Raw genomic sequence first — 12,612 nt, 5'->3', positions numbered from 1 at the left:
TTCGACCGTGGTTCAAATCCGGTCCCACGCATCGCACGGACGCGAACGGACGTTCGCGCCCACCGATGCAGGTGATTCCCATCCGGGACATCACCCACGCAAAACTTCTCCGCGGACGTCGACGGCGAGCGGCAGCCACGACGAAGCGTTCAGGTGCGCCCGGTCCGAACGGGCGCACATGGAACCGTCTTTGCCTCTGCACGCCGTCGCCGACGCGGGCTTTAGGTCGCCCGGGCTGGTCGCCGTCGTCGTCGTCGCCACGCTCGGAGCAGCCGTGCTCCTCGGGGTGGCCTTCGCCGCCTTCGTGCAGCGGCGCTCCCGGCCCTACCTCCTGCTCGTCGCCGCCTTCGCCGCGCTGCTCGGTCGGTCCGCCGTCGTCGGGATGAGCCTGCTCGGGGGACTCTCACCCGCGGATCACCACCTCTTCGAACACGGCCTGGACGTGGTGTTGGTGGCGCTCGTCGTCGCGGCGGTGTACTACGCCCGGAGCGTCGACCGGGAGGTGTCGGCCTCGTGACGACCCAGCGCGACCGTATCCGCCGACACGTCGCCGCCAACCCGGGCGACCACTTCAACCGGCTCGCCCGCGAACTCGATCTGGCGACGGGGCAGGCCCAGTACCACCTCAAGAAGCTCCGCCGGGCGGGCGACCTGGTCGCGGAGCCGCTGTACGGCCGCACGCATTACTACACGCCGGAGTACGACGCGGCGGAGCGGGGGGCCATCGCCGTGTTGCGACGGGAGACGGCGCGGGACGCGTTGCTCTCCCTGATCGACCGGGGGCCGAGTCCACCGGGGGCCGTCGCGGCGGACCTCGGCATCGCCCGGAGCACGCTGGAGTGGCACCTGGATCACTTAGTCGAACAGGGCCTCGTCGAGAAGCGACGCGACGAACGCGGCCGCGTGACCCTCGCCCTGTCGCGGCCGGGGGCGACCGCCCGCGCGCTCCGCGAGGTCGAACCCACCCTCCCCGAGCGACTCGTCGATCGGTTCACGCGACTCGTCGACGGACTGGTCGCCGACGAGTAGCCTTCGAGAGCCACACCACAACCCGCTTCCCGTCGAGGCCCGAAGGCTCCGCCGACCGATGTCCACCGACGGCGACCGATCGCGGCGCGCGGTTCTGAAGGCGGCCGTCGCACTCGGCGGCGCGAGCGCGCTGAGCGCCTGTCTGGACCGCACCGACGACGACCCCGTCCCGACGGGCGATCCCGCATCCAAACCGCCCAGACAGCACGCGTGGCGCGAGTACGTTCGCCACGACGATCACGGGAACACGCAGCTACCCGCCCACCAGATCCTTCTGTACCTCGATTTCGACGTCGAGGGGCCGCCGACGGACGGGGACCGGGAGGCGCTCGCGGCGTCGCTTACCGCCCTCGACCGCGCCTACGCGTGGCGTCACGAGGGGCTCCTCCACTCGCTCGCTTACTCCCCGGCCTACTTCGACCGGTTCGACGCGTCGCTCCCCGAGGGGGTCGACCTCCCCGAGCCGACGGCCCTGTCGCCGTTCGAGTCGCCGACCTTCGACCGACAGGATGCCGTCCTCCACCTCGCCAGCGACCGGGCCGACGTCGTGCTGACGGCCGACCGCGCCCTCCGCGGGGAGCGCGAGACGGCCAACGGCGTGTCGGTGCCGCCGCTGACCGAGGTGGCGACGGTGGCGTCCCGGCGGACGGGCTTCGTCGGTGCCGGCCTCCCCGCGGCCAACCAGGACGCGGCGGGCATCCCCGACTCGGAACCGGTGCCCGAGGCGTCGCCGCTGTTCATGGGCTTCCAGGCGGGGTTCCGCGGCAACCAGGCGACGGAGGACTACGTGACCATCGAGTCGGGGCCTTTCGCCGGCGGGACGACCAAAGTGATCGCCAACCTCCGCCAGCGACTCGACGACTGGTACGACGAGCAGTCCGAAGCGGAGCGGGTGATGGAGATGTTCAGCCCGGGGCACGCCGAGAACGGCCTCGTCGAGGGCGTCGGCGACAACCTCGGGTCGTCAAGCGGGATCGACCGGTTCGTCGACGGCATCGTCGACGACGCACGGGAGCACGGCCGGGTCGGCCACGCCCAGAAGGCCGCGCGGGCCAACCGCGACACGGACGGGAACGTGCGCCTGCTCCGCCGACATTTCGAGTCGACCGACGACATCGGGTCGGATCAGCGGGTCGCGAGCCTGCATTTCCCGTCGCTCCAGCGGCGGATCTCGGCGTTCGAGGCCGTGCGCCGGGCGATGAACGGGACCGACCTGACGGAAGCGACGCCGGCGATCCGCCAGCGGGTCAACAACGGCATCCTGGAGTACATCTTCGTGCGTCGCCGGGGGAACTTCCTCGTCCCGCCACGTCGACACCGTGTCCTGCCGACGCCGCGGCCGGAGTGAGCACCCGTTCGACGACCGGACCAGAACCGGTTTTCCGTCCGAGCCCCGAGCGGGGATATGAAGCGCCGGGAACTGCTCCGGACGGGCGCGGCCCTGTCGGGAGCGCTGACGCTCGCGGGCTGTTCTAGGCTGATGGAGACGCGGGCGGCCGGCGTTCCCCCGGTCCCGGAGGACCGTCCCGACGGCGTCTACCTCCCCAGTCACGTCGAGGGAATGGAGATGGTCGGCACGGCGTCGAGCGGCGACTACGTGGTCGGCCTCATGTACAGCTACCCCCACCGGTTCTGGAACGTCAACGGCGAGAACGTCTCGCTGACCGAGATCGACACCGACGACGCCGTCCACCTGATGGCGAGCGTCTGGGACGCCGACACCGAGGCGATCCTCCCCGACACGGGCCTCTCGGCCGAGATCTATCGGAACGGGTCGCTCGTCTCCCAGGAGGCCATCTACCCCATGCTCTCCCAGCCGATGGGGTTTCACTACGGGGCGAACTTCGGCCTCGACGGGGAGGGGACGTACGCGGTCCGCCTGAGCGTCGGTGCGGTGTCGACGCGCCGAACGGGGGCGTTCGAGGGGCGGTTCGCCGACCCGGCGACCGTCGAGATCCCCTTCGAGTACAGCGAGGCGGCGAAAGAGGAGATCGAGTTCCGAACCCTCGACGACCGGGCCGGCACGCCCGGGGCGGTCGACCCCATGGGCATGGAGGGGCTCCCCGACTCCTTCGCGCCGCCGGAGTCGGCGCTGCCGGGGCGTGTCCTCGGCGCGGCGACGAGCGACGACGCCCGCCTCGTCGTGACCGCACTCGACGGCCCGCCGACGGGGATCGACGCGGAGGGGACCTACCTCGCCGTCTCGGCACGGACCCGGTACAACCGGATGGTGATCCCCGCGATGGGGCTGTCGGGACGGCTAGAGCGCGACGGCGAGGCCGTATACGACGGCGAGTTCGCGCGCACGCTCGATCCGGACCTGGGCTATCATTACGGGGCGGTCGTCGACGGCGTCGAGTCGGGAGACACACTCACCCTCTCGACGACCGTCCAACCACAGACGGCGCGCCACGAGGGCTACGAAACGGCCTTCGGCGGAGTCACGGGCGGGATGCCCGACGTGACGGTCGAGGCACCCTGAACGACAAGGGATTTATCGGTCGATGTCGTTGTCACGGATATGGCAGGCCCCGTCACCGACGTACTCGCCTGGGCCGTCGTCGGCCTCTTTCTCGTCGGTGCCCTCCTCCGGTGGCAGGACCGCGACGGCGGTCGGGCGGTGACCGTCGCCGCGTGGGCCGTCTTCGCCGCCTTCTGGGCCGCGCTCGTGCCCCACTTCGCGTTCGAACAGAAGAGTTTCGTCGAGGGCTTCCTCTCGCTCGTCGCCGTCCCCGCGTCGCTGTACGTGGGCTGGCTCCTCTACGACGGCCGGGACTCCCTCTTCGTCCTCTCGAAGGCCATCGCCGTCATGGGCGTCGTCTACCTCCCCTTCGAGACGATTCCGGCGCTCACGGTCGGCGGCCTCGCGCTCCCGTCGCCTCGCTATATCCTCATCTCACATACGACCGCCCAGACCGAACGGGCGATGGAACTGTTGGGCTACACGCCGACGCTCGTCGAGGGCGACCAGGGGTATCTCAACACGTTCAAGTTCGTCACCGAGGGCGGACACGTCATCCTGTTCTCGATCATTCTCGCCTGTACGGGGCTGGGCAGCATCGCCATCTTCGTCGGCCTCATCGGCGCCGTCGAGGCACCGCTGCGTCGAAAACTCCGGGCCCTCGCCGTCGCCGTGCCGATCATCTACGTCCTCAACATCGCGCGCACGACGTTCATCGCCGTGATGTTCGGCGAGCAGTACATGCAGTGGTTCGTCGACGAGGTGCTGTTCCTGTTCGGCGGCACCGACCCCTACAAGGTCTCGTTTTACATCTCGGATCGCGTCATCAGTCAGGTGCTCGCGGTGTTCGCCCTGATCGGCGTCACGTTCCTCGTGGTGCGTGAACTCCCCGAACTCCTGACAATCGTCGAGGACGTCCTCTATGTCGTCACCCGCGAGGAGTACGACCTCCGGGAGGCGCTCGACCTGCCCGAACCGGACGAGATCGGACCGGGCGCCGATTAGGGGGAGACGGCCACAATGCTTTCGTGGGCAGGCTGAGCGTTCCTGATCGGTATGGCGTGTCGCGGCGGCGGGCGTCACCCGGCCTCAGAGCCTGCCGACCCCGACCGCTTCCCCCGTTCGACAGGAACTCCTCAACCGTATTAAAATTTTATCCCGTTTACCCGTGTTTTTGCAAAAAAAACCGGCGATCTCCCGCATCTGCATAATATTTTCGTGATATTTTTCGCGTCGGTGTCGCGTTTCCAATGGTGGATCGACGCTCCCTACTCCGGGAGGAGCGCCGCGGGCGCGTCCGCGAGCGTCCGGAGGGCGTCGGCCTCGACGTGGTGGACCTCGCCGGGGATCACCAGCAGGTGGAGCGGGTCGCCGAAGTCGCGGTCAGCGAGCGCCGCGAGGCGGTCGGCGGCGACCAGTGGATCCGGGCTCCCCGCCCGCGCCACGGCCACGGCGAGGCGGTCGGGCCACTCCGCGGCGAGCAGATCCGCGGCGACGTCGGCGGTCATGAACCGCTCGCCGGCGTCCGGTCCCCGTCCGTCGTCGACCTTGATGTCGAGGTAGACGAGGGTGTGGAGGCCACGCTCGCGGTTGGCCGCGACCGAGTCGACGACCGAGTCGGGGACGCCCGCCCCGCCGTGGGCACGGGGGAAGGGGAGCGTGACCGCCTTGCCGAAGCGGTAGTTCTGGAGGCCGGTGAGGCCGCTTGCGGCGGACTGGGCGGTGACGCCGTGGACGACCCTGGTGTCGATCCCGCGGTCGATAGCGCGCAGGCGGAGGTCGACGTGGGTCGTCGAGATCATGGCGTCGCCGGCGGTCAGGAAGACGGCGTCGCCGTCCGCGGCGGCGTCGAGGATGGGATCGGGGTTCCGTTCGACGCCGGCGCGGTCCCGGACCTCGATGTCGACCCCGTGGTGGGATTCGAGGGCGTCGACGCTGGTCCCGACGAGGCGACTGGTGTAGAACTCCGCGAACGCACGGTCGGCCGCACGGAGGGCGTCGCGTCCCTCGACCGTGATCGACCGTTCGTCGTAGAGTCCGAGGCCGACGAAAGTGAGCATACGGGTCGTGGGACGCGAGCCGATAAATCAGGTGCGTCTCGCGCGCGCTTGCCGAACGTCCGCGCCGTCGCGGACCAGATCCTCACAGTTCGGACAGACGCGCGGTTCCGTCATGCCGGTGGGGGCGAACACTCGGACGTAGTCGTCGGTGACGAACGAACCACAGTTCTGACAGCTCGGCATACGTGCCAACGAGTGACGTGAACCATCATGTACGTTACGGCCGACCGACGTGATCGGGACGGGAGTCGTCGTTTCAAGTGCTCGGGGGTCGAACGGCCGCGTATGTACGACGCGATACTCGTCCCGACGGACGGTAGCGAGGGCGTCGAGCGGACGCTCGACCACGCCCTCGAGATGGCGCGCAACCACGACGCGACGGTCCACGCCCTCTATGTCATCGACCGTCGGTTCGAACTCGCGGCCGACGAGGACCGCGACGACCTGATCGCCCGCCTCACGGAGCGCGGCGAGGGGGCCGTCGCGGCTGTGGCCGAGCGGGCCGGGGCGGCCGGCGTCGACGCCGTGACCGGCGTCCGCGAGGGCATCCCCTACAAGACCATCCTCGGGTACGCCGACGAGGCGGACGTGGACGTCATCGCGATGGGGACCCACGGCCGCACCGGTCGGGACCGGCTCGCCCACCTCGGTTCGGTCACCGAGCGCGTCGTCGAGAACGCGACCGTCCCCGTGTTCGTCGTCAACATCGGGGACGACGCCGACTGAGCTACCCGTCGCGTTCCTGTGCGTCGACGACGGCGACGCCCGCGAGGTTGACGATGTCCTTGACCTCGTCGCCACGCTGGAGGACGTGGACGGGGTCGTCCATGCCGACCAGCATCGGCCCGACGGCGTCGGCGCCGCCGAGGCGCTGGAGGAGCTTGTAGCCGACGTTACCGGCTTCGAGGTTGGGGAAGATCAACACGTTCGCGGGTTCGCCGAGCTCGGCGAAGTCGTAGGTGCCCTCGAGGACGTCCTCGACGACGGCCGTATCGGCCTGCATCTCGCCGTCGACCGGGAAGTCGACCGCCGGATCCGCTCGGAGCCGCTCGGCGGCCCGCCGGGGCTTGCGCGTCCCCGCGTTGTCGACGCTCCCGAAGTTCGAGTACGAGAGGAAGGCCGTGCGCGGCTCGACGTTGAAGCGGCACGCCAGGTCGGCGGTGTGGCGACCGATTTCGGCCAACTCGTCGGCTCCAGGATCCTGGTTGACGGTGGTGTCGGCGACGAAGATCACCCGGTTCCGGAAGGCGAGCATGTAGACGCCGGCCGCGTAGTCGGCGTCCTCGGCGGTCCCGATCACCTGGAGCGGCGGCCGCAGCGCCGAGGGATAGTGGTGGGTCAGTCCCGTCAGGAGCGCGTCGGCGTCGCCGGCCTCGACCATCACGCTCCCGAAGTAGTCGGTGTCGGTGCGGACGCGGTCCGCGGCCTCGACCCGCGTGAGGCCCTTTCGCTTGCGGGCGTCGTAGAGCCGGTCCGCGTAGGCGTCGAGCACGTCGGCCTCGGTCGGGTCGACGATCGCCGGATCGAACTCGAGGCCGAGGTCGGCCACCTGCCCCTCGATCGTCTCGCGGTCCCCGAGCAGGACGGGGTGGGCGATCCCCTCCTCGACCATCCGGGCGGCGGCGCGGATGGTCGTCGGGTTCGTCCCCTCCGCGAGGGCGACCCGCTTGGGGTCGGTCTTGGCCTTGTTGAGGACGATCCGCATCATCTCGCGGTCCTTTCCGAGGCGGGCCTCCAGGTCCTCGCGATAGGTGTCGAGGTCGAGGTCGACCCGGGCGACGCCGCTCTCGACGGCTGCTCGGGCGACGGCGGGGGCGACCTCGAACAGCACGCGCGGGTCGAGCGCCTTCGGGATGAGGTACTCGGGACCGTAGCGGAGCGGGTCGTCGCCGTAGGCCTTCGCGACGGCGTCCGGGACGTCCTCGCGGGCGAGTTCGGCGAGTGCGCGGGCGGCCGCGACCTTCATCTCCTCGTTGATCTCGCGGGCGCGCACGTCGAGCGCGCCCCGGAACATGAAGGGGAAACAGAGGACGTTGTTCACCTGGTTCGGGAAGTCCGAGCGGCCGGTGGCGGCGATCACCGTGTCGTCGCGGGCCGCCCGGGCCTCGTGGTATCCGATCTCGGGGTCGGGGTTGGCCATGGCGAAGACGACGGGGTCCCGGGCCATCGAGCGAACCATCTCGGGGTCGACGAGGCCGCCGACGGCGAGGCCGACGAAGACGTCGGCACCCGCCATGGCGTCGGCCAGGTCGCCGGCGGGGCGGTCGCTCGCGAACCGTGCCTTGTAGTCGTTGATCTCGCCCGCGTCCGCGCGCGCAGTCGTGATGATTCCCTCGGAGTCGACCATCGTCACGTTCTCGCGGGGGACGCCGAGCGAGACGTAGAACTCGGCGGTGGCGATGGCACTGGCGCCCGCGCCGGCGAAGGCCACCTCCAAGTCGGCGAGGTCCTTGTCGACGAGGTCGACGGCGTTGAGCAGGGCCGCCCCGGAGACGATGGCGGTGCCGTGCTGATCGTCGTGGTAGACGGGGATGTCCATCCGCTCGCGGAGCCGTTCCTCGATCTCGAAACACTCGGGGGCCTTGATGTCCTCGACGTGGATGCCGCCGAAGGAGGGTTCGGTGAGCGCGACGGCCTCGACGATGGCGTCGGGGTCGTCGGTGTCGAGTTCGAAGTCGAACACGTCGATGTCGGCGAAGCGCTTGAGTAGGACACCCTTCCCCTCGATGACGGGTTTGGACGCCTGCGCGCCGATATCACCCAGTCCGAGGACGGCCGATCCGTTCGAGACCATGCCGACGAGGTTCCCCTTCGCGGTGTAGGTGTAGGCGTCGGTCGGGTCGTCGGCGATGGCCCGACAGGGCGCGGCCACGCCCGGCGAGTACGCGAGACTCAGGTCGCGTTGCGTGCTGGTCGGTTTCGTCGTCTCGATGGCGACCTTGCCCGGCGGATCGCGCCGATGGTAGTCGAGGGCGTCTTCGTCGAGTCCCATACCGCCGACTCGACACCCGCGCTGATAAAACGGGGCGGACGGTTACGCGTCCGCGGGCGGGGTGTCGAGCCAGGTGCCACGCAGGCTGGCGGCCCACTCCGGCCGGCGCTCCCACGGCACGTCGGACGGGAGCGCGGTGACGACCGCCGCGCCGGCGCGGATGCGGTAGGCGTAGACGGTGGTGCCGTCGATCTCGTAGAGCACGCGGTCCCACGGCCGCCCGGCGAAGGTGGCGGTGCCGGACGCGGTCACGGGGCCGTCATCGGCCGACGCGACGGCCGACCGGGCGACCTCGGGGGAGGCGAACCGTTCGACGTACAGCGGTTCGGCGTCGAACCCCGCGTCGACCGTGTCGATCAGCATCGTGACGCCGGCCGTCCGACTCGGTGATCGGACCGGGCCGAAGAGGTCGGTGAGGACCGGTTCGAAGTCGTCGAGTCGCTCGCGGTAGTCGACCGTGTCCTCGAGGAGAGCCACGGTACCGTCCTCGCCGACAGCGTACAGTTCGTTGTACTGCGGTTCGTTCTCGTGATCGCCGATCGGATGCGGGGGGGAGTGGGCGTGTGCGTGGGTGTAGGTCCGGTGCCCGCTCGGGAACTCGTGGGTGTGCCGGTCGATCCCGTCGCCGGCCGTCGACTCGGTGCGGTCCGGATGGGACCAGGTGACGAAGTCGTCGTCGGCGCTCACGAGCGCGACGACCCGGTCGTCCCCGCCCGGGACCAAGGTGTCGTACAGTGGCCCGTAGATCGGCCGCCGGGAGAACGCGTTCTCGACGTACTCCGTCGAGATGGCCCGCTGGTAGAACACCCGGGCACTGGAGAGCGCCCGCCGCTGTAGTTCCTCGTCGTTCCGGGTGACGCCCCGCTCGAAGTCACGGACGTAAACGTTGTCGCCACGCCGGAGCGCGGCGTCGACGACGAAGTGATCGACGAGGCTCGACCGCACGTAGTCGGCGACGGTCGTGGTCGCCTCCCGCAGCGCCGTCACGTGGGACTGGGTCGCCTCGTCGGCGGTCTCGGCGTCGCCGATGGCGCCGAGCACCCGGTTGACCCGCGTTCGGAGTCCGCGGATGGCCGCCGGATACTCCGTGCGGAACCACTCGAACTCCGCGACGACGTCGGCCGTAGCGCCCGCGAGGTCGGCGTGGGCCACCGGCGTCGCCGTCGCCGTCGCCGTCTCTGTCGCGTTCGTCCCGGTCGGTTCGGGGGTCCCCGTTGCCGCCGCAGTCGACCCGCCGTCGGCGTTCGATCCGTCGTCGGCGGTCGTACCGTTGGAGCCGTCGAAACACCCCGCGAGGATGGAGGACTGGGCGAGCGCCGCGGCCGCCAGGAGTCCCCGTCGGGTCACGGACATTCGGTGAAAGGGAAGGCCGGCGGCCAATTAGCTCTGTCGGCCGACCACTCGGCGAGCGTTAACGTCTTGAACCGGGGTGTCGAACGACGCCGTATGAACCTTCCATCGTTGACGACGCCGGACGGTCTCTTCGAATACATGATGGTGTTTATCCTCCTCGCCGCGGCGCTCGGGTTCGCAGTCATCTACTTCGGCGGGTGACCCCGCCCGGCCCGTCTACGGGTAACGTTCATGATAGTGTGCCCGAAACGGGTAGCCGGTGTTACACCGATGACAACGACCGAAGACGTGCTGGACCACCACCTCGACGCCTTCACCGCACAGGATCTCGACGAGACGCTCGCGGACTACACGGACGAGTCCGTCGTCATCACCAACGTCGGGACGTTCCGGGGGCTCGACGAGATCGAGGGCCTGTTCGCCGATCTGTTCGAGGAGTTCTCCCAGGAGGGCTCGCGGATCGACCTCGAACGGAAGACCGTCGAGGACGAGTACGCGTACATCGTCTGGAACGGGGAGACCCCAGAGAACGACTACGAGTTCTGCACCGACACGTTCGTCGTCCGTGACGGGACGATCCACCGACAGACGTTCGCCGGGAAGATCGAACCGAAGGCGTAGCCGTCGGCGTCAGGACGGTCGGACGAAGACGCGGCCGTCGGCGTGGACGGTGACCCGCATCTCCTCGACCGCGAAGGTTACGCTCATCGAGGGGCCCGAGTCGGTCACGAGCGCGTCCAGCGCGTCGGGATCGACGTAGTCGAACAGCGGTCGGTCGCTCCCCTCGCGGGCCACATCGAGCGCCTCGGCGACGGCGATGCTCGGCGGGAGACCCTCGGCGTCGAAGTCGGCCACGTACGCGTCCCGGTCGTCGTCCCAGGAGGCCGGGGGATCGGTCCCGATCATGGCCGACGGGACACCTCCGTCGCCGCTGGAGGGAGGGCCGTGTTACGGCCGCTCGAGGGAGATTCGGCGATACGCCGCCGTCGGGGGCCGCGATGGTGGTCGGGCATGATGTGTGCCTGTGCTACGGGGACCAGCTAGCCGCCTCGCTGGAATACGTCTTTTGGCAAACGTGTCTCAGGCTTCGAGCACCTCGACGAGGTTCCCCTCCGGATCCCGAACGAAGAGGATGCGCGTCCCGCTCTCGGTCGTTCGGGGTTCGCTGAGGGTGGTGACGGCGGGGTCGAGGCCGGCGTAGAAGGCGTCGAGGTCCTCGACGGAGAGGCCGAGGTGTTTGGCCCCGGGGCGGTTCACGGTCCCGCCGGAGGCGTCGGGACCCTCGGGGTCGTACTCGACGAGTTCGATCCGGGCGCCGCCGGCGTCGAAGTGGGCGAACCGCCCGGTGGCGCCGTCGACGTCGACGGCGTCGGCAAAGGCTTCCCCCGAGACGCTGAACCGCTCGGGGTCGCCGAGCCCCAGGGTGTCGCCGTAGAACTCGACCGCACGATCTAGGTCGGAGACGGTCACGCCGAAGTGGTGGGCAGCGAGTCGGGTCACGTCGTCGGGCGGGGCCGCCGTCGACATAGCGGCTTCGATACGGCCGGGGGAACCTTCTTTGAGATCCGGGCGTACTAGCAGTCATGCGACCGACACTCGGCGAGTGGCGCCGCCTGGCGCTTCTGGTCGTCGCGGTAGTCGCCCTGGTGGCCGTGGCGGGCGCCGCGACGACCGGCACCGACGACGGGCAGCCCTCGGGCGAGTCGGTGCTCAACGACACGCGGGACCGGTACGCGGCCGCGGACACCGTCGTCGTGACGGCGAACGTGACCGTCGACAACGGGAGCGCGAACCGCACGTCGACCGTCGAGTTCGCCGCCGCGGGTAACCGGTCTCGGACCGTCGTCGCGGGCCAGAACGTCACCTACCGGACCGGCGTCAACGAGACGGTCGCCTGGTACGTCGGCCCCAATCGGAGCGTCGCCGTGGAGCGCGGCGCGGCCGGCCGCGTGGCCGGCGTCGAACCCGTCGGGAACGCCTCGTCGACCCTCGACCCCACGAACCGGTCCGCCGACGAGGCGAACCTGAGCGCCACGTACCTGCGCCGCGGGAGCGACGACGGGACGGACGCCCACGTCGTCGAGGTGCGCCCGGACGACCCGTCGGCGACGACCACGGCGACCGTCTGGGTCGCCGTCGACGACTCGCGGCTTCTGCGGGTCGAGACCGAGGACGGGACGAACACCACGGTGATCGACTACCGCGAGACGCGGTTCAACGCGAGCGTCCACGACAGCACCTTCGACCCGCCGGGCGACCGCCTCTCGGTCGCTTCGGTCGAGCGCTACGACGCCTTCGGCGCGGCGCAGACGAACACGAGCCTCGACCTGCCGCGGCTGGACGCCGAGTTCCGCAACGCGACGGTCCTCACGCGGGCCGCAGGCACCAACGTCGCCCAGCGGTACCGCGACGACGGCGACGACGTGACCGTCGTCTCGACGACGGCGGACCGCGAGTTCGATCGGTCGGGCGAGAACGCCACCCGCGTGACCGTGGACGGCCACGAGGCGAACGTGACGACGGTCCGCGACGCCGCCGTGGTCTACTGGGAGGACGACGGCGTGACGACGGCCGTCGTCGTCGAGGGGAGTGAGGACCGAGCCGTGTCGCTGGCCCGCCGACTGGACGGGTAGGGAGGCACCGCGACGGCCGGATCGGTGCCGTCGACGGTCGTGGGGCCCCGTCCCACGCAACGTTTAATACCGCCGTGGCCCCAC

The 12,612-nt window shown here is 69.8% G+C and carries 14 protein-coding genes; 8 read left to right on the top strand and 6 right to left on the bottom strand.

The window, feature by feature from the left end; translation table 11 throughout:
• Positions 1-178: 178 nt before the first annotated feature.
• Genes EI982_RS17140 through artA form a run of 5 tightly spaced genes read left to right on the top strand, consistent with a single transcriptional unit; the run spans position 179 to position 4,495 of the window.
• On the top strand, positions 179-517 hold the full coding sequence (locus EI982_RS17140; RefSeq protein WP_157690846.1) for a DUF7471 family protein: 339 nt from the start codon (positions 179-181) through the stop codon (positions 515-517).
• Positions 514-1,029, top strand: a complete 516-nt coding sequence (locus tag EI982_RS17135; protein ID WP_157690845.1) for a winged helix-turn-helix transcriptional regulator — start codon at positions 514-516, stop codon at positions 1,027-1,029. The genes EI982_RS17140 and EI982_RS17135 overlap by 4 nt, the downstream gene beginning before the upstream one ends.
• A gap of 58 nt (positions 1,030-1,087) precedes the next feature.
• Positions 1,088-2,377 (top strand): DUF7405 family protein, encoded by a 1,290-nt coding sequence (locus EI982_RS17130; protein ID WP_157690844.1) that lies wholly within the window; start codon positions 1,088-1,090, stop codon positions 2,375-2,377.
• Positions 2,378-2,434: 57 nt separating this feature from the next.
• Positions 2,435-3,511 (top strand): DUF7350 domain-containing protein, encoded by a 1,077-nt coding sequence (locus EI982_RS17125; RefSeq protein WP_157690843.1) that lies wholly within the window; start codon positions 2,435-2,437, stop codon positions 3,509-3,511.
• Between the two features lie 39 nt (positions 3,512-3,550).
• Positions 3,551-4,495, top strand: a complete 945-nt coding sequence (gene artA / locus EI982_RS17120) for an archaeosortase A (protein WP_157690842.1) — start codon at positions 3,551-3,553, stop codon at positions 4,493-4,495.
• Between the two features lie 263 nt (positions 4,496-4,758).
• Here artA and dph5 read toward each other — a convergent pair whose 3' ends face one another.
• Entirely contained in the window at positions 4,759-5,550 is a 792-nt protein-coding gene (gene dph5, locus EI982_RS17115; RefSeq protein ID WP_157690841.1) for a diphthine synthase, read from the bottom strand.
• 27 nt (positions 5,551-5,577) lie between these two features.
• Complete coding sequence (locus tag EI982_RS18555) at positions 5,578-5,733, bottom strand: DUF7563 family protein (protein WP_166033678.1); 156 nt, start codon at positions 5,731-5,733, stop codon at positions 5,578-5,580.
• A gap of 102 nt (positions 5,734-5,835) precedes the next feature.
• Here EI982_RS18555 and EI982_RS17110 point away from each other — a divergent pair, with 102 nt between their 5' ends.
• Positions 5,836-6,276 carry a universal stress protein gene (locus EI982_RS17110; RefSeq protein WP_157690840.1) on the top strand — a complete coding sequence of 147 codons (441 nt, stop codon included), beginning with the start codon at positions 5,836-5,838 and terminating at the stop codon, positions 6,274-6,276.
• Position 6,277: 1 nt separating this feature from the next.
• On the opposite strand, the gene EI982_RS17105 is transcribed toward EI982_RS17110, so the two are convergent.
• Positions 6,278-8,542 carry an NADP-dependent malic enzyme gene (locus EI982_RS17105; RefSeq protein WP_157690839.1) on the bottom strand — a complete coding sequence of 755 codons (2,265 nt, stop codon included), beginning with the start codon at positions 8,540-8,542 and terminating at the stop codon, positions 6,278-6,280.
• 42 nt (positions 8,543-8,584) lie between these two features.
• The gene (locus tag EI982_RS17100) at positions 8,585-9,895 is read right to left on the bottom strand and encodes a hypothetical protein (protein WP_157690838.1); all 1,311 of its coding nucleotides are present in this window, start codon (positions 9,893-9,895) and stop codon (positions 8,585-8,587) included.
• 270 nt (positions 9,896-10,165) lie between these two features.
• Here EI982_RS17100 and EI982_RS17095 point away from each other — a divergent pair, with 270 nt between their 5' ends.
• On the top strand, positions 10,166-10,516 hold the full coding sequence (locus EI982_RS17095) for a nuclear transport factor 2 family protein (protein WP_157690837.1): 351 nt from the start codon (positions 10,166-10,168) through the stop codon (positions 10,514-10,516).
• Positions 10,517-10,525: 9 nt separating this feature from the next.
• Here EI982_RS17095 and EI982_RS17090 read toward each other — a convergent pair whose 3' ends face one another.
• Positions 10,526-10,801: a HalOD1 output domain-containing protein gene (locus EI982_RS17090; RefSeq protein WP_157690836.1), complete on the bottom strand. Its 276-nt coding sequence runs from the start codon at positions 10,799-10,801 to the stop codon at positions 10,526-10,528.
• A gap of 174 nt (positions 10,802-10,975) precedes the next feature.
• The gene (locus EI982_RS17085) at positions 10,976-11,395 is read right to left on the bottom strand and encodes a VOC family protein (RefSeq protein WP_157690835.1); all 420 of its coding nucleotides are present in this window, start codon (positions 11,393-11,395) and stop codon (positions 10,976-10,978) included.
• A gap of 83 nt (positions 11,396-11,478) precedes the next feature.
• Between EI982_RS17085 and EI982_RS17080 the strand changes: the two genes are divergently transcribed.
• Positions 11,479-12,528 (top strand): LolA family protein, encoded by a 1,050-nt coding sequence (locus EI982_RS17080; protein WP_157690834.1) that lies wholly within the window; start codon positions 11,479-11,481, stop codon positions 12,526-12,528.
• Positions 12,529-12,612: the final 84 nt, after the last annotated feature.

The organism is Haloplanus salinarum (genome assembly GCF_009762275.1).
GTDB lineage: Archaea > Halobacteriota > Halobacteria > Halobacteriales > Haloferacaceae > Haloplanus > Haloplanus salinarum.
Note: the sequence above shows the minus strand (reverse complement) of the source record. Positions and strands in the feature narration are given on the sequence as shown.

Excerpts from the sequence above, each read along its gene's own strand:
- EI982_RS17140 (WP_157690846.1), top strand. The coding sequence starts at position 179 with ATGGAACCGTCTTTGCCTCTGCACGCCGTCGCCGACGCGGGCTTTAGG.
- EI982_RS17130 (WP_157690844.1), top strand. The coding sequence starts at position 1,088 with ATGTCCACCGACGGCGACCGATCGCGGCGCGCGGTTCTGAAGGCGGCC.
- EI982_RS17125 (WP_157690843.1), top strand. The coding sequence starts at position 2,435 with ATGAAGCGCCGGGAACTGCTCCGGACGGGCGCGGCCCTGTCGGGAGCG.
- artA (WP_157690842.1), top strand. The coding sequence starts at position 3,551 with ATGGCAGGCCCCGTCACCGACGTACTCGCCTGGGCCGTCGTCGGCCTC.
- dph5 (WP_157690841.1), bottom strand. The coding sequence starts at position 5,550 with ATGCTCACTTTCGTCGGCCTCGGACTCTACGACGAACGGTCGATCACG.
- EI982_RS18555 (WP_166033678.1), bottom strand. The coding sequence starts at position 5,733 with ATGCCGAGCTGTCAGAACTGTGGTTCGTTCGTCACCGACGACTACGTC.
- EI982_RS17110 (WP_157690840.1), top strand. The coding sequence starts at position 5,836 with ATGTACGACGCGATACTCGTCCCGACGGACGGTAGCGAGGGCGTCGAG.
- EI982_RS17105 (WP_157690839.1), bottom strand. The coding sequence starts at position 8,542 with ATGGGACTCGACGAAGACGCCCTCGACTACCATCGGCGCGATCCGCCG.
- EI982_RS17100 (WP_157690838.1), bottom strand. The coding sequence starts at position 9,895 with ATGTCCGTGACCCGACGGGGACTCCTGGCGGCCGCGGCGCTCGCCCAG.
- EI982_RS17095 (WP_157690837.1), top strand. The coding sequence starts at position 10,166 with ATGACAACGACCGAAGACGTGCTGGACCACCACCTCGACGCCTTCACC.
- EI982_RS17090 (WP_157690836.1), bottom strand. The coding sequence starts at position 10,801 with ATGATCGGGACCGATCCCCCGGCCTCCTGGGACGACGACCGGGACGCG.
- EI982_RS17080 (WP_157690834.1), top strand. The coding sequence starts at position 11,479 with ATGCGACCGACACTCGGCGAGTGGCGCCGCCTGGCGCTTCTGGTCGTC.